Source organism: Microbacterium sp., from assembly GCF_003248605.1.
Lineage (GTDB): Bacteria > Actinomycetota > Actinomycetes > Actinomycetales > Microbacteriaceae > Microbacterium.
Genome location: NZ_QFPF01000001.1, coordinates 53507 through 67003 on the forward strand (window position 1 = coordinate 53507; position 13497 = coordinate 67003).

Here is a 13497-nt window from a genome sequence, read left to right on the forward strand (position 1 = left end):
GTCGATTGTCCGCGAAGGCCCCAAACCGAGGCCTATACCTAATAGACCAAGCACCACCCACCCAGAGAGAGAAAGGAACCAGGATCCTATGTCGACCCTGAGCCGAGAGTTCCTGTCCCGCATGCGCGGGCGGGCAGCTCGCTTCACCGAAGAGCCCGAACGTGGCTCCATCACCCTCGAGCAGGTCATCTGGACCGCCGGCATCGCGCTCGCCGCCGTGGCCGTCGTGGCGATCATCGTCACCGCGATCAACGCCTACGCCGGCCAGATCCCCACCGGCTGAAAGAGCCACCCGCAGATGGTCCGCACCTCCAACACCGGTCACCGGCAGCGCCTCAGAGAAGCGCTCGCCGGTGATCGGGGTGCGGCCACGCTGCAGAACACGATCATCGCCCCGGTGCTGCTGCTCGTCCTCGCGGTCTTCCTGCACCTGGGCATCATCCTCCACGCCAACAACCTCGCCCACGCCGCCGCCACCAGCGCCTACAACGCCGCCCGCGCCTACAACGCCAGCGGCACAGACGGCTCCACCGCCGGCCTCGCAGTCCTCAACCAGTCCGGCTCACCGATCAGCGGCGCATCCGTCGCGGTCGACCGCGGCGCCAACACCGTGACCGTGACCGTGACCGGCACCGCCCCCTCCTTCGTCCCCGGACTGACCACCAACATCGACGTCACCGTGACCGGCCCCACCGAAAGGTGGGTGAACTGACCATGCGCGCCATCCGAACCCTCATCGCCAAGCTCCGCGACGACCGCGGCTCCGCCGGCCTCGAGATCGCCATCCTCGCCCCGGCCCTCGCCGCGGTGCTCGTGCTGCTCGCAGCTTCCGGACGTCTCGCGCTGGCCGGCAACGCCGTCGAGTCCGCAGCGTCGGCCGCGGCCCGCGAAGCATCGCTCGCGCGCACCACGGCCCAGGCGCAGGAAGCAGCCGAAGACATGGCGCGGATCTCGATGGAACAGTCCGGCGTCAACTGCACGACCCTCTCCGTCAACATCGACGCCTCCGGCCTGAGCGCCCCGATCGGCACCACCGGCCGAGTCAGCGCGACCGTCTCCTGCACCGTCGCACTCAGCGACGCCGCCATGATCGGCCTGCCCGGCACCCGCGTCCTCACAGGCACCGCCGCCTCTCCCGTCGACGCCTACAGGGAGCGGCGATGAACACCATGGTCCAGAGGCTCCGAGCCAAGTTCCGCGACGACAAGGGCGTCGCGACGATCTACTTCGTCATCATGACCGTCGCGTTCCTCGCGATCGTCGGACTCGTCGTCGACGGCGCCGGCAAGGTGCAAGCCAACCAGCAGGCCTACACCACCGCAGCCAGCGCCGCCCGCGCCGCAGCGAACGCCGTCAGCGGCCAAGCGATCATCGACGGCACCACCGCGATCGACAGCAGCCGAGCCGTCAGCGCCGCCAACGGCTACCTCGCCGCCGCCGGCGTCGGCGGAAGCGTCGCCGTCAGCGGCGACCGCATCACCGTCACCGTCGACACCGACTACTCGGCCACCTTCCTCCCCGTGCCGTTCCCCGTCCAAGCCACAGCCACCGCAGAGCTGATCACCCAATAGGAGCCCCCACCATGAGCATCAAGCGCCTCGCCGTCGCCGGCATCATCGCCGCCGCACTGACGCTGACCGCATGCACGGGCACCGGCAACCCGACCCCCACCGGCAGCCCCACCAACACCCCGACCCCCACGCCGACTGTCACGCCTATCACCGGCGAAGCACCCGCCGACGAGGATGAGGCGATCACCAAGGCACAGCAGACGATCACGCTCCTCCTCGATGTGTGGGAGCAGGTCGACGCCACAGGTGGAAACAACCCCGAGCTCTTCGACATCGTCGCCACTGGTCGCGCACTCACGGAGGCCCAGAACGACGCCGCACGCACTGCAAACGGCCCCATTCTCAACGAGGACGGGGAGAGCATCGAGGGACAAGCCACAGTCACGGGCAAGCTCGTCTTCGAGCCCATGACCGCCTACGGGCAGGAGTACGAGGGAATCGCTAACGGCCTCGTCATCGTCCCCGGATGTCTCGATGGTTCCGGTCGGATCACGACGACCGCCGATGGCAAGCCCGCCATGACGAACCCTGAGCCGCGCAATGAAGTTGAGTTCCACGTCATCTACGACGCCGAGTCGCAGCGCTGGCTCGTCAACGACCGCATCAGCCTGGGGACCACATGCTGAGGCGAGGGGTAGCCGCACTCGTAGCAGTCGTTGCACTGGTAGCGGGTCTCTTCGTCGCGTCTACTCCCGCTCCTGCACAGGCCGCGGACGGCGTCTACTGCGACGATCTGAGCCGCTGCTACCTCACGATTTCCAACATCCCGTCTGACCCGGCACCGAACCCCGACAGCAATGGGTGGACCGCTGGCGCTCCGACTTGCTTCTATGAGAACTCGCAGTCGGCGCTTCTGCAGCTCGGGTGGACCGAGGCTGACATTCGAGTGTTCGACGGCGGCACCTACCAGCGCTTCTACGCGATCATCGACTGCGGCGGCTCGACGTCGTACTGGTCGAACACACGCCAGTGCTACGTCTACATGAAGGACGGCGTCTGGCCGGCTCGCCCGCCGGGCTACTCGCAAGAGGCCGGCTACTACGGGTGCATCATGTTCGCGGCCGGCACCAACGGGTCCCCTAATCTCCCCGGCGAATCAACCTTCTGGAGCGAGACTGTTCCGCCGGGACTGCAGGTTCTCACCCCTGGCGCCGCGGCCGAGAAGCTGATTTCCACGTTCGCGCTGCGTGGCATCGACATCGGCATGGCTCCCGAGGTCAACCCGGAATGGGGTCACCGTCGCGGCTACGTCGGGGTTCCGATCTGGCTCTGGGTCAACAACCCCGAACCGCTGACCTGGGGCCCCTACACGGAGACCGCGACGCTGGGTGGGCAGACGATCACGGCGACAGCTCAGGCCACGTCCGTTCGCTGGCAGATGGGCGACGGTGCGTCGACGACCTGCGGCAACACTGGCACTCCGTACAACGTCGGCTACGGCATGACGACGTCGCCGACCTGCGGTTACCAGTACACGTCGACATCGAGCCGGAACCCCGGCGATCGCTTCACGGTCACGGCCACGACGAACTGGACCGTGACGTGGACCTCTCTCGCCGGCCCCGGCGGCACCATCAACCTGACCACCAACAGCGCAGTCGACCTCGAGGTCAACGAGCTGCAAACGGTCATCGTCCCCTGACCCCCAAGGAGGCATCATGAACCGCATCGGAAAGGGCCTCGGGTCGCTGATCCTGCTCGCCGTGCTCCTGGTCGGTATCCCCGCCGGGCTCGTGTTCTTCGCCGGCAACCCGCTGCCGTCGTGGGACGAGCTCGTGGCCGGGTTCACGATGCGCGACTACACCGGATCCTTCCTGATCGGGACGATCATGCCGATCGTCGCGTGGATCGCGTGGGCGACCTTCGCTGTCGGCTTCCTCGCCGAGCTGCCCGCGCAGCTGCGCGGTGTGCCGCGGCCTCGGATCCCCGGCCTCGGCGTCCAGCAGAAGGTCATGGGCGGTCTGCTCGCCGCAGTCATCGCGCTGTTCTCGCCTGCGGCCGCGTTCGCGTCAGAGGTACCCACGCAGCCTTCGGTGTCCATGAGCGCCTCCGTCGTCTCGGTCGCGACCACCGAGGCCGCAGCTGAGGAGGCCCCTGTCGTCGAGGCAGGCCCGCAGTACGTGGTGACGGGCACGGACACACTCGCCCGGATCGCGGAGAGCACGCTGGGCGACCGCAGCCGCGCTGCGGAGATCTCCGCGCTCAACCTCGGCGTGCAGCAGGCCGATGGGGGAGCGCTGACCGCGTCGGGATGGCTGCAGGAGGGATGGGTGCTCACCCTGCCGGCAGACGCCGTCGTGCCGGCCGCAGCGGATGCCGCGGCCGCGCCTGCCAGTGCCGAAGCGGAGACGGTCACCGAGATCACCTACGAGCAGCGTGACATCGTCTCCGGCGACACCCTGTGGGACATCGCGGCCGAGGAGCTCGGCGACGGTGCCCGCTACCCCGAGATCTTCGAGGCCTCGAAGGACATCGCTCAGCCTGGCGGCGGCACCATCACCGACCCGAACTGGATCTACCCCGGCCAGCAGGTCAACATCCCCGTGGCCACCGTCGTCCCCATCGCTCCGACCGACGACGCGGCGGGCACCACCGGCAGCACTGGCTCGATCGACACGGACGAGGGCGCTGCCGGCGCCGGCGACGTCGACGCAGACGAGGGTGCGGGTGCCGCGGGTGCTGGCGGCGGCGCTGACGAAGGCGCTGGCGCGTCGGGTGCGGATGCCGCGGCCGAGGACGAGGCCACGAGCGGTCTGGGGTTCACCACGGATGCCACCCAGGCGCCCGCCGACGAGGCGCCCGCCGACGAGGCTGCAGCTCCGGCCGCGGCCGTCGACGTCGACGAGGACGACACGAGCGGCATCGAGGACTACTTCCAGGTCGCCACCATCGGAGGCATCGGCGCCACACTCGCCGCCGGCCTCCTCACCCTCCTCGGGTGGCGGCGTCTCAAGCAGCGCCGCGACCGCAAGCCCCGCCAGCGGATCGCGATGCCCGACGAGACGGTGTCCTCCGTGGAGCTCGAGCTGCGCGCCGTGGAGAACCCGCTGGGTGCCGAGGCGGTCGACACAGCCCTGCGCCACCTGGCCGTGTGGGCGCAGGAAACCGGCAGCCGGCTCCCCGCGCTGTACGCCCTCCGCCTCGATGAGAGCTCGGTCGCCGTCTACCTCGACGAGCCGACCGACCTTCCGGCACCGTTCACCCAGTACGACCCCGAAGACAAGCTCGCCTGGATGGTCGCGCTGACTGACCTCGAGCCTCTCGACACGGTCCCGTCCGCGCCGTACCCGGCGCTGGTCATGCTCGGCCACGACGACAACAACGGGCACATCTTCGTCGACCTCGAGCGGATCGGTGCGCTCAACGTCACCGGCGCCACCGGAGAGCTGCGCCAGGGCGTGCTCACCGCCATCGCGATCGAGCTCGCCGCGAACACCTGGTCTGAGGACGTCCAGGTCACCCTCGTCGGCGTCGGCGATCGCCTCCCGCTCGCGCTCGGCAGCGGCCGCGTGCGTCACGTCGAGGACACCGACACGCTGCTGCGCAACCTGCACGGACAGGCCGCGGCGGTCGAAGCTGCTCTCGCTGAGCTTGGCGTCGACGGGCTCGAGCAGGCACGCACTACCGGAGCGGATGCGGAGGCCTGGGCGCCGGAGATCATCATCCTCGGCGACAACCCGGACGAAGCCACCCGTGAAGCCATCAGCGAGCTGGTCACCCGGATCCCGCGTGTGGGCATCGCAGCTGTCAGCGCCGGCCACCTGACAGGCAGCTGGAACCTGGCACTCACCGAGGACCGCCGAGCCCAGCTCGAGATCCCCGGCACCGGCGTCGCCATCCCGATCACCCCGCAGCTGGTCGGCACGCGCGAGTACAACGAGATCCTCGCGCTGTTCGACGTCGCCACAGAGGGCGCCGCTACCGGCGTCGCGCTCGACGACGAACTCGAGCTCGACGAGATCCCCGCCGCCGCAGTCGAAGCCGACGAGGTCGAAGCCGAGCAGCTCCCGCTCGTCGACGAGCCCGACGTCGAGATCTCCGAGCCCATCGCCGCCGAGACGGAGGCGGAGATCTCCGAGACGGTCGAGGCAGCACCCGCCGCCGTCGACGAGGAGCCGGCGGAGACCGTCACGGTCAACCTGGTCGACGAGGAGGCCGCGGCCGAGCACGACGAGCCGCTCGCGGCGATCACACCGCTGCACCGTGGGCCGTACCTGCAGCTGCTCGGACCCGTCGAGGTTCGCGGCGCGCGCGGAGAGGCGCCGGTGAACCCGAACACCGCCGCGCAGTGGCGATCGGCAATCCGCAAGGGGACCGAGCTGGTCGCGTTCTTGTCGGTGAACCCGAACGCCACCGCCGAGCAGGTACACGCCGTGTTCTGGCCCGGCCAGATCGCCTCGGGCAAGAAGGCCAACGACGACCGCAACGGGCTGACCTCCAAGACCCGCCGCTGGCTCGGACAGAACGATGACGGTGAGCTCTATGTGCCGCTCGTGACGACGGGGGAGTACCGGCTGCACGAGGACGTCCGCTCCGACTGGCAGGACTTCCTCGGTCTCATCGGTGACGAGATCTCCGACACCCCCACCGACCGGCTGCTCGCTGCGCTCGAGCTCGTCAAGGGACAGCCCATCAGCGGCGTCCCCGACAAGCGCTACGTGTTCGCCGACCGGCTGCGCAACGAGATGATCGCGACCATCGGCGACGTCGCCCATGAGGTAGCCACCCGCAGCCTGTCCACCGGCAAGGTCCGCCACGCACGCCTCGCCTCCGCGATCGGCCGCATGGTCGACCCCGTCAACGAGGTCTTCTGGCGCGACGGGCTGCGCGCCGAGCACCAGGCCGGCGACCACGCCGGCGTCGAGCGGCTGATCACCCAGCTCGAGCAGAGCCTTGCCGCCGTCGACGAGGACTACGAGCCCGAACCCGAGACGCAGAAGCTCATCACGCAGCTGCGCCAGCGGCACGCGATGGCCAGCTGATCATGACCACGACCCGCGAGGCTCCCCAGAGCGTGCGTGCGCGACGATACCCGGCGTTGCGGTACCCGCTCGCAGCTCTGGGGGGCTTCGCGCTCTCAGCGGCCCTCACAGCGCCTCTGAGCCCCGATCTGCGCCTCACGGTGGGCGGTTGGGCCATGATCGCCGTCTACGCCGCCTATGGGGCGTTCCTGACGCGCACAGACCTGCAGGAGCGTCGCCTGCCGGACACGCTCACCCTCACCCTCGCCGCGGTCCTCACCGGCGCCGTCCTAGCCCTTGCTCTCACCGCCGGCGCCGGCGCCGAAGCGATCGCCGCGATCAGCGGCGCGATCGGGCTCGCCATTCTGCTGGCCGCGATCGGACTGGCCGGGCAGGTCGGGTTCGGGGACGTCAAGCTCGCCCTCAGCGTCGGACTGCTCACCGGCTGGCACACCTGGTACCTCCCGTTCGTAGCGATCGCGCTCGCCTACGTTCTCGCGTTCCCGCACGCGGTCATCGCGGCAGTGCGCCGCAGCCGCGGCCACCAGAGCACGGATCTCCCGTTCGGCCCCTACATGGTCGCCGCCGGTGCGATCGTGGCGATCGCTGCGGCGATCGCCAGCTGAGGGGGGCACCGTCGTCGCCTCGAAGAGGCCCTGTCTACGGTGGTGATGTGATGAGCGACCTGGTGCCCGACGACTACGCCTCGACGCTCGAGGAACTCAAGCAGCGTGTGCACGCCGCACGACTGCGGGTACAGCGCAGAGCCAACAACGAGCTGCTGCAGCTGTGGTGGCATCTTGGGCAGACGATCCGTGCCCGACGATCTCAGGAGGCCTGGGGCACCAACGTCCTGGATCGGCTCGCGAAGGATCTCCGCGCCGAGTTCCCCTCGATGAAGGGGTTCTCGCCGGCGAACTTGCGGTACATGCGCCGCTTCGCGGAGGCGTGGCCGGACCTCGATTCAATTCGCCAACGACCCGTTGGCGAATTGCCGTGGGGACACGTGATCGAGCTGCTCGACAAGCTCGACGACCAGGAGTTGCGCGATTGGTACGCCGGAAAAGATGCGCACCACGGATGGTCGCGGCCTGTGCTCGCCCACCAGATCACGACTCGGCTGCATGAGCGGGAGGCGGCAGCACCTACGAACTTCGCCGGCGCGCTCGAACGACTCGACTCTGACCAGGCGCAGGAGATCACGAAGGATCCCTACGCGCTGCAGTTCCTCGCCGTCGACGGGGATGCATCGGAACGCGAGCTCGAGCAGCGCATGGTCGACCGGATCCTGCAGACCATGCAGGAGCTCGGGCCCGGAGACTGGCATGTTGCGGAGTTGAAACTCGCGCTATTGCCGTAGTCGGAGGTGCGTGAGCGACCCGAAGTCAGCCCCTCGTCCATCGGGTTGCCGGGGTGTGAGATCCTGGCAGGTTGCTCTCGAGGGAGGTTGCCATGACGGAGGAGTCGACGGTTCTGGTGGAGTTTCTGCTGGCCCGGATCGAGGAGGATGAGCGGATCGCGGGTCATGTTGCGTCGGTGTCGCCGACGGCCGATTCCGGGTTCTGCGTGTGGGCGACGCAGTTCGCGTTCGACTCGGAGCGGATGATCATCGCGATCGACTATCAGCGCGTGTTCGCCGAGTGCGCCGGGAAGCGCCGGATCATCGACGCGTTCCGTGTCGCTGGGCCCTCAACGACGACAGCCGAGACCTTGGAGAGGGTGCTGCGGGAGCTCGCGTCCGCGCATGCCGACCACCACGACTACCAGGACGGCTGGCGAACCTAGCGTGAGAGAACGCTCAGTCGGTCAACGGGTCGTTGACCGACTGCCGCGACCGCGGGAACAGGACCAGGGTGAGGGCAATCGCGGCGCCGGCGCCGAGGAGCTGGGCGGCGAGGAACGGGAGCACTGAGGCGGGTGCGATGCCGGCGAAGGTGTCGGTGAAGACGCGGCCGATGGTGACGGCGGGGTTGGCGAACGAGGTGGAGCTGGTGAACCAGTAGGCGGCGCCGATGTAGGCGCCGACGGCGGCGGCGATCACGGGTGCGGGCCGGCCGGTGCGGGCGAGCCCCATGATGAGCAGCACCAGGCCTGCGGTAGCGACGATCTCGGCGAGGAACGTGGCCGGGGTGGCGCGGTCCGTGGTGGAGATCGCGGTCGGGGTGGCGAACATCGCGTTGGCGAGCACGGCGCCGGCGATCCCGCCGAGGATCTGCGCGGGCAGATAGACCGCGAGGTGTCGTGGCGGCAGGCCGCTGCCGGTGCGGCGGTGGAGGACAGTGTCGGCGAGGGAGACGACGGGGTTGAAGTGCGCGCCGGAGACCGGGGCGAGCAGCAGGATGAGGACGCCGAGGCCGAGCGCGGTGGCAATCGAGTTCTCCAGCAGCTGCAGGCCGGTGTCGGTGGAGAGCCGTTGCGCGGCGATCCCGGAGCCAACCACGACGGTCACCAGCAGTCCGGTGCCGAGGAACTCTGCGAGGGCGCGCCGCCAGAGCGGATGTCCCGTCACGACCGGGTTGCCGTGAGACCGGGCGTGAGCTCGGTGAGCAGCTGCTCGACGTGCTGCTGGATCTCATCGCGGACCGCGCGGATGCCGTCCAGATCGAGCTCGGCAGGGTCATCCAGCTGCCAGTCCAGGTAGCGCTTGCCCGGATAGAGCGGGCAGGCATCCCCGCAGCCCATCGTCACCACCGCGTCCGCGGCGCGCACGACGTCGTCGGTGAGCGGCTTGGGGAACTCCTCGCTCACGTCGATCCCCGCCTCCTGAAGCACCGTAACGACGCCGGGGAGGAGGCCGGCGGCGGGCTGGGAGCCGGCCGAGCGGACGTGGACGCGCTCTCCGCCAAGGTGGCGGGTGATGGCGGCGGCCATCTGGGACCGGCCGGAGTTCTGGACGCAGACGTAGAGGATCTCCGGGGCCGGCTTCGCGATCAGCCCGCGCGACTGCGCGAGGGCGACGAGCCGGTCGCGGGCGAACTTCTCCGCAACGGTGGGCAGGTGGGTGGAGACGTTCGCGGTGCGTGCCAGGGCGGTGTAGGACTCGAACACGACCCGTTCGACGGTCTCCTCGCTGACCATCCCGGCGAACTGCTGCGCGAGGCGCTCGGCGGCGCGGTGCAGCACCGAGGCCGGGGAGAGCAGCCCGTACTGGCCGCGCTGCGGGTTCATGCCGCCCTCCCCGCGGGGAGCAGATCGGCGATCAGCGACTCGACGCGGCCGCGGATCTCGTCCCGGATGGGGCGGACGGCGTCGATGCCTTGACCGGCGGGGTCGTCTAGCTGCCAGTCCTCGTAGCGTTTGCCGGGGAAGATCGGGCAGGCGTCGCCGCAGCCCATCGTGATCACCACGTCCGATTCGCGGACGGCGTCGACGGTGAGCAGTTTCGGGGTGCCCCCGGCGATGTCGATGCCCTCCTCGGCCATCGCCTCGACGGCGATCGGGTTGATCCGGTCCTTCGGCTCGGACCCGGCAGAGAGCACCTCGATTCGGTCGCCGGCGAGGTGCTGCAGGTAGCCGGCGGCCATCTGCGACCGGCCGGCGTTGTGGACGCAGACGAATAGGACGGTGGGCTTCTCACTCATGACGGGATCTCGCTTTCTCTCATCAGAAAGCATAGACCACCATCTATCGGTTAGGTGACGGGCCTACCGATCAGGTCGGCGAGGAGGGTGCGGACTCGGCTGTCGATGTCGTCGCGGATCTCCCGAATCATGCTCAGGGGTTTGCCGACGGGGTCGGCGAGGTCCCAGTCCAGGTAGCGGCGGCCGGGATAGACCGGGCAGGCGTCCCCGCAGCCCATCGTGACCACGACGTCCGCCGCCTTCACGGCCTCGTCGGTGAGCGGTTTGGGAAACTCTCCGCCCAAGGTGACGCCGATCTCATCCAGCGCGGTCACGATCGCCGTGCGGACCTCGGCCGCGGGCGCGGATCCGGCGGTCCGGACGATCACCTGGTCACCGGCGAGCTGACGGAGGATGCCCGCAGCGAGCTGGGAGCGGCCGGCGTTCTGGACGCAGACGAACAGCACCGACGGTGTGCCCGCCGGGCCCTCTTCGGTGCGGTGTAGGTCGTCGAGGCGGGTCGCCGTGAATGCGGCGGTGCGGGAGGCTAGCAGCGGGGCGGTGCCGCGGGCAGCGAGCAGCGTGCGGGAGTCGGTGAGGTAGCGGGCGACGGTCTCGCGGTTGAAGACACCCTGGTAGCGGGCGGCGAGGTCCTCGACCACGCGGTCCCAGTCCGGCTCCTCCGTCGCGAGGGCGGGCGCGCCAAGCAGGGCTGTGACGCGGTCGGCTTCGTCGGGGTTGATCGAGTACCAGACCCGCCGCCCCTCGGGCTCGCGGACCACGAGGCCCTCGGCGTGCAGCGCCGCCATGTGGTGGCTGACGGTGGGCTGTCGCAGCCCGAGCTGCTCCGCGAGCCGGCTCACCATCGCCCGACCGCCCTCGGCGTCCCGGATCAGTTGGACCATCCGGGCGCGGGTGGGGTCGGCGAGCACCGCCAGCGCGGGAGCCTCCACCACCGAATCCATAGACCGCAGTCTATCCTCCATTGCGGGTCAGGTGCCGTTGCGGGTGGAGCGGCGCTCGATCAGGATCGTGTCGCGCCATTCGCCGGCGTGCGGGCCGAGCCGTGAGCGGGCGATCCGTTCCCGATGGCCGACGACGCGGAACCCGGCCCGTTCGTGCAGGCGCAGGCTGGCGGTATTCTCCGGGAAGATGCTGGACTGGATCATCCAGTAGCCGGCGTCCTCAGCCGCCGCGACGAACGCGGCGAGCAGCTGCCGCCCGATGCCGTGGCCGTGGTGGTCGGGGTGGATGTAGACGGAGTGCTCGATCACTCCCCGATAGACCTCCCGCGACGACACCGGGGACGCGGCCGCCCAGCCGACCAGCGTCCCGGTCTCGTCGACGGCGACGAGCCGGGCATCGGGGATCTTGCCGGCTTCGAACTGCGCCCAGGACGGCGTGGTGGTCTCGAAGGTGGCTTCGCCTGCCTGAATGCCGGCGGCGAAGATGGCCTCGATCTGCGGCCAGTCCGCCGCCGTCATCGCCCGGATCTCGGTCACGAGCAGCACGAACCCCCGCCGGAGCCGACATCGGTTGAGCAGACCCCGGTCGCGGGGAGGGTGAGCTGGACTTCGGTGGCGGCGGGCATGTCGCCGTCCAGCCAGGCGGTGATGGAGCGGACCTGCTCGTAGCCGGTCGCGAGCAGGAACGTCGGCGCGCGGCCGTAGGACTTCATCCCGACCAGGAAGAACCCCGGCTCCGGGTGCCGCAGCTCGGTGAAGCCGTGCGGGGAGACGGTGCCGCAGGAGGAGTGCAGGTTCGGGTCGATCAGCGGCGCGAGCCGTCGCGGCGCTTCGACGATGTCGTCCAGCTCGAGGCGGACCTCGCGCAGCATGCTCAGGTCGGGGCGGAACCCGGTGGCGTTGACCACCACGTCGGCATCCAGGAACGCGTCCTCACCACGACGACGTCCGATCAGCCGGACCCCGCCATCGCTGTTCGGTTGCAGGCGGGAGATCTCGAACGAGTCGACCAGGGTGATCTGGCCGGTGTGAACGAGCTGGTCGACCCGGGAGCCGAGCTTCGCGCGGTCTGCGAGCTCGTCGTCCTGGGAAGAGGAGACGCGGATCGCGGAGGGGTTGCGGATCAGCCAGGTCACCCGCGTCCCCGGCTCGCTCTTGGCGAGCTCAGCGAGGGCGATCAGGGTGTTCGCGGCCGAGTGCCCGGCGCCGACCACGACGGTGTGCTTCCCGGTGAACGATGCCCGGTCGGCGCCGAGGACGTCGGGGAGGGCGTGCAGGACGAGGCCGTCGACGTCGGCGTCGCCGATCGGGTCCAGTCCGGTGGAGGCCAGCGGGTTCGGGCTGGTGTAGGTGCCGGAGGCGTCGATCACCGCCCGCCCAGTGATCTCCTCGACGGACCCGTCGTTGGTCTGGATGCGCAGCAGGAACGGGGTCTTCTCGCGCCCGGCGGTGCGGGTGCGGTCCATGCCCTCTCGGGTGACCGCGAGCACGCGGGTGCCGAACCGGATCCGCGACCCGATCTGCGGCAGCGCCGCGAGCAGCTCGAGGTAGTCGTCGACGAGCTCCCGCCCTGTAGGTGCGCGACCCTCGTCGGCCGGGCCGGTCCAGCCGACGGCATCGAGCAAGCGCCGGGAAGCGGGGTCGATCAGATGCCGCCACGGCGAGAACAGCCGGGTGTGCCCCCAGAGCCGGATCGACGCGCCGACCCGGTCGCCGGCCTCGACGATGGTGAAGTCGATGCCCCGCTCGGCCAGGTTCGCCGCGGCGGCGAGCCCGATCGGGCCGGCGCCGATGATCAGCACCGGCAGCGTCGCCAGCCGGTCGCTCGTCGCGGTGCGCGGGGTGAGATCGAGCAGCGTCATGGTCAGCCTCCAGAGGGATATTGATGAACGTCGATGTTCAGTATGAGCGCATCTACCGAAACCTGTCAATATCGACTATCGTCGATGCATGGTCACGATGCTCGAGGTCACCGACGTCACCCCCGGGGTAGTGTGCTGCGCGCCGCTGGTGCGGGAGCCGCTCGGGCAGGCCGACGCCGAGCAGCTCGCCGTGACCCTCAAGGCCCTCGCCGAGCCGCTCGGGCAGGCCGACGCCGAGCAGCTCGCCGTGACCCTCAAGGCCCTCGCCGATCCGGCCAGGTTGCGGCTGCTGTCGATCGTCGCCTCCAGTGAGGATCAGGAGGCATGCGTGTGCGACCTGATCGACCCGATCGGACTGTCCCAGCCGACCGTGTCCCACCACCTCAAGGTGCTCACCGAGGCCGGGTTCCTCAGCCGCTCCAAGCGCGGGACGTGGGCGTATTACCGGCTTCTGCCCGACGCGCTCGAGCAGGTCTCGGGGCTGCTGGTGACCGCTTAGCCTCGATCCACCGACGAGCCGGGGATGAGCGGCGAGGTCCCGATCCGGGTGCGTTGTCGGTGTCGGAGCAGGCGTGAGT

17 protein-coding genes are annotated in these 13497 nt (G+C 69.6%); 11 read left to right on the forward strand and 6 right to left on the reverse strand.

Features of this window, described 5'->3' with window-relative positions:
• Window positions 1-88 precede the first annotated feature (88 nt).
• The 10 genes from DI573_RS00250 (at window position 89) to DI573_RS00295 (ending at window position 8317) form a co-directional block, all read left to right on the forward strand.
• Window positions 89-283 carry a hypothetical protein gene (locus DI573_RS00250; protein ID WP_005052697.1) on the forward strand — a complete coding sequence of 65 codons (195 nt, stop codon included), beginning with the start codon at window positions 89-91 and terminating at the stop codon, window positions 281-283.
• A gap of 15 nt (window positions 284-298) precedes the next feature.
• On the forward strand, window positions 299-712 hold the full coding sequence (locus tag DI573_RS00255) for a TadE/TadG family type IV pilus assembly protein (RefSeq protein WP_062635298.1): 414 nt from the start codon (window positions 299-301) through the stop codon (window positions 710-712).
• Between the two features lie 2 nt (window positions 713-714).
• The gene (locus DI573_RS00260) at window positions 715-1164 is read left to right on the forward strand and encodes a pilus assembly protein (RefSeq protein WP_292809427.1); all 450 of its coding nucleotides are present in this window, start codon (window positions 715-717) and stop codon (window positions 1162-1164) included.
• Window positions 1161-1571, forward strand: coding sequence for a pilus assembly protein TadG-related protein (locus DI573_RS00265; protein WP_292809430.1), 411 nt, complete (start codon window positions 1161-1163; stop codon window positions 1569-1571). The genes DI573_RS00260 and DI573_RS00265 overlap by 4 nt, the downstream gene beginning before the upstream one ends.
• Window positions 1572-1582: 11 nt before the next feature.
• Complete coding sequence (locus tag DI573_RS00270) at window positions 1583-2197, forward strand: hypothetical protein (protein WP_292809433.1); 615 nt, start codon at window positions 1583-1585, stop codon at window positions 2195-2197.
• Window positions 2198-2457: 260 nt separating this feature from the next.
• Window positions 2458-3213, forward strand: coding sequence for a hypothetical protein (locus DI573_RS00275; RefSeq protein ID WP_292809436.1), 756 nt, complete (start codon window positions 2458-2460; stop codon window positions 3211-3213).
• Between the two features lie 16 nt (window positions 3214-3229).
• On the forward strand, window positions 3230-6553 hold the full coding sequence (locus DI573_RS00280) for a LysM peptidoglycan-binding domain-containing protein (RefSeq protein ID WP_292809439.1): 3324 nt from the start codon (window positions 3230-3232) through the stop codon (window positions 6551-6553).
• 2 nt (window positions 6554-6555) lie between these two features.
• Window positions 6556-7158 carry an A24 family peptidase gene (locus DI573_RS00285; protein WP_292809442.1) on the forward strand — a complete coding sequence of 201 codons (603 nt, stop codon included), beginning with the start codon at window positions 6556-6558 and terminating at the stop codon, window positions 7156-7158.
• 50 nt (window positions 7159-7208) lie between these two features.
• The gene (locus DI573_RS00290) at window positions 7209-7892 is read left to right on the forward strand and encodes a DUF1016 N-terminal domain-containing protein (RefSeq protein WP_292809445.1); all 684 of its coding nucleotides are present in this window, start codon (window positions 7209-7211) and stop codon (window positions 7890-7892) included.
• Between the two features lie 92 nt (window positions 7893-7984).
• Window positions 7985-8317 (forward strand): DUF6221 family protein, encoded by a 333-nt coding sequence (locus tag DI573_RS00295; RefSeq protein ID WP_292809447.1) that lies wholly within the window; start codon window positions 7985-7987, stop codon window positions 8315-8317.
• 13 nt (window positions 8318-8330) lie between these two features.
• On the opposite strand, the gene DI573_RS00300 is transcribed toward DI573_RS00295, so the two are convergent.
• From DI573_RS00300 to DI573_RS00325, 6 genes are read right to left on the reverse strand one after another with little or no spacing between them, the layout of a single operon-like run.
• The gene (locus DI573_RS00300; protein WP_292809449.1) at window positions 8331-9041 is read right to left on the reverse strand and encodes an MIP/aquaporin family protein; all 711 of its coding nucleotides are present in this window, start codon (window positions 9039-9041) and stop codon (window positions 8331-8333) included.
• Window positions 9038-9700: an arsenate reductase ArsC gene (locus DI573_RS00305; RefSeq protein ID WP_292809451.1), complete on the reverse strand. Its 663-nt coding sequence runs from the start codon at window positions 9698-9700 to the stop codon at window positions 9038-9040. The genes DI573_RS00300 and DI573_RS00305 overlap by 4 nt, the downstream gene beginning before the upstream one ends.
• The gene (locus tag DI573_RS00310) at window positions 9697-10113 is read right to left on the reverse strand and encodes an arsenate reductase ArsC (RefSeq protein ID WP_292809453.1); all 417 of its coding nucleotides are present in this window, start codon (window positions 10111-10113) and stop codon (window positions 9697-9699) included. The genes DI573_RS00305 and DI573_RS00310 overlap by 4 nt, the downstream gene beginning before the upstream one ends.
• Window positions 10114-10163: 50 nt before the next feature.
• On the reverse strand, window positions 10164-11057 hold the full coding sequence (locus tag DI573_RS00315) for a metalloregulator ArsR/SmtB family transcription factor (protein ID WP_292809455.1): 894 nt from the start codon (window positions 11055-11057) through the stop codon (window positions 10164-10166).
• A gap of 27 nt (window positions 11058-11084) precedes the next feature.
• Window positions 11085-11576, reverse strand: a complete 492-nt coding sequence (locus DI573_RS00320; RefSeq protein ID WP_292809457.1) for a GNAT family N-acetyltransferase — start codon at window positions 11574-11576, stop codon at window positions 11085-11087.
• A 14-nt stretch (window positions 11577-11590) separates the two neighbouring features.
• Window positions 11591-12919 carry an FAD-dependent oxidoreductase gene (locus tag DI573_RS00325; RefSeq protein ID WP_292809459.1) on the reverse strand — a complete coding sequence of 443 codons (1329 nt, stop codon included), beginning with the start codon at window positions 12917-12919 and terminating at the stop codon, window positions 11591-11593.
• 88 nt (window positions 12920-13007) lie between these two features.
• Here DI573_RS00325 and DI573_RS00330 point away from each other — a divergent pair, with 88 nt between their 5' ends.
• Entirely contained in the window at window positions 13008-13418 is a 411-nt protein-coding gene (locus tag DI573_RS00330) for a metalloregulator ArsR/SmtB family transcription factor (RefSeq protein ID WP_292809461.1), read from the forward strand.
• The last annotated feature ends 79 nt before the right edge of the window (window positions 13419-13497 follow it).

Coding starts and splice junctions, on each gene's coding strand:
- DI573_RS00295 (WP_292809447.1), top strand. CDS start 7,985: ATGACGGAGGAGTCGACGGTTCTGGTGGAGTTTCTGCTGGCCCGGATC.
- DI573_RS00265 (WP_292809430.1), top strand. CDS start 1,161: ATGAACACCATGGTCCAGAGGCTCCGAGCCAAGTTCCGCGACGACAAG.
- DI573_RS00325 (WP_292809459.1), bottom strand. CDS start 12,919: ATGACGCTGCTCGATCTCACCCCGCGCACCGCGACGAGCGACCGGCTG.
- DI573_RS00330 (WP_292809461.1), top strand. CDS start 13,008: ATGGTCACGATGCTCGAGGTCACCGACGTCACCCCCGGGGTAGTGTGC.
- DI573_RS00320 (WP_292809457.1), bottom strand. CDS start 11,576: ATGACGGCGGCGGACTGGCCGCAGATCGAGGCCATCTTCGCCGCCGGC.
- DI573_RS00285 (WP_292809442.1), top strand. CDS start 6,556: ATGACCACGACCCGCGAGGCTCCCCAGAGCGTGCGTGCGCGACGATAC.
- DI573_RS00315 (WP_292809455.1), bottom strand. CDS start 11,057: ATGGATTCGGTGGTGGAGGCTCCCGCGCTGGCGGTGCTCGCCGACCCC.
- DI573_RS00260 (WP_292809427.1), top strand. CDS start 715: ATGCGCGCCATCCGAACCCTCATCGCCAAGCTCCGCGACGACCGCGGC.
- DI573_RS00290 (WP_292809445.1), top strand. CDS start 7,209: ATGAGCGACCTGGTGCCCGACGACTACGCCTCGACGCTCGAGGAACTC.
- DI573_RS00255 (WP_062635298.1), top strand. CDS start 299: ATGGTCCGCACCTCCAACACCGGTCACCGGCAGCGCCTCAGAGAAGCG.
- DI573_RS00280 (WP_292809439.1), top strand. CDS start 3,230: ATGAACCGCATCGGAAAGGGCCTCGGGTCGCTGATCCTGCTCGCCGTG.
- DI573_RS00270 (WP_292809433.1), top strand. CDS start 1,583: ATGAGCATCAAGCGCCTCGCCGTCGCCGGCATCATCGCCGCCGCACTG.
- DI573_RS00310 (WP_292809453.1), bottom strand. CDS start 10,113: ATGAGTGAGAAGCCCACCGTCCTATTCGTCTGCGTCCACAACGCCGGC.
- DI573_RS00250 (WP_005052697.1), top strand. CDS start 89: ATGTCGACCCTGAGCCGAGAGTTCCTGTCCCGCATGCGCGGGCGGGCA.
- DI573_RS00305 (WP_292809451.1), bottom strand. CDS start 9,700: ATGAACCCGCAGCGCGGCCAGTACGGGCTGCTCTCCCCGGCCTCGGTG.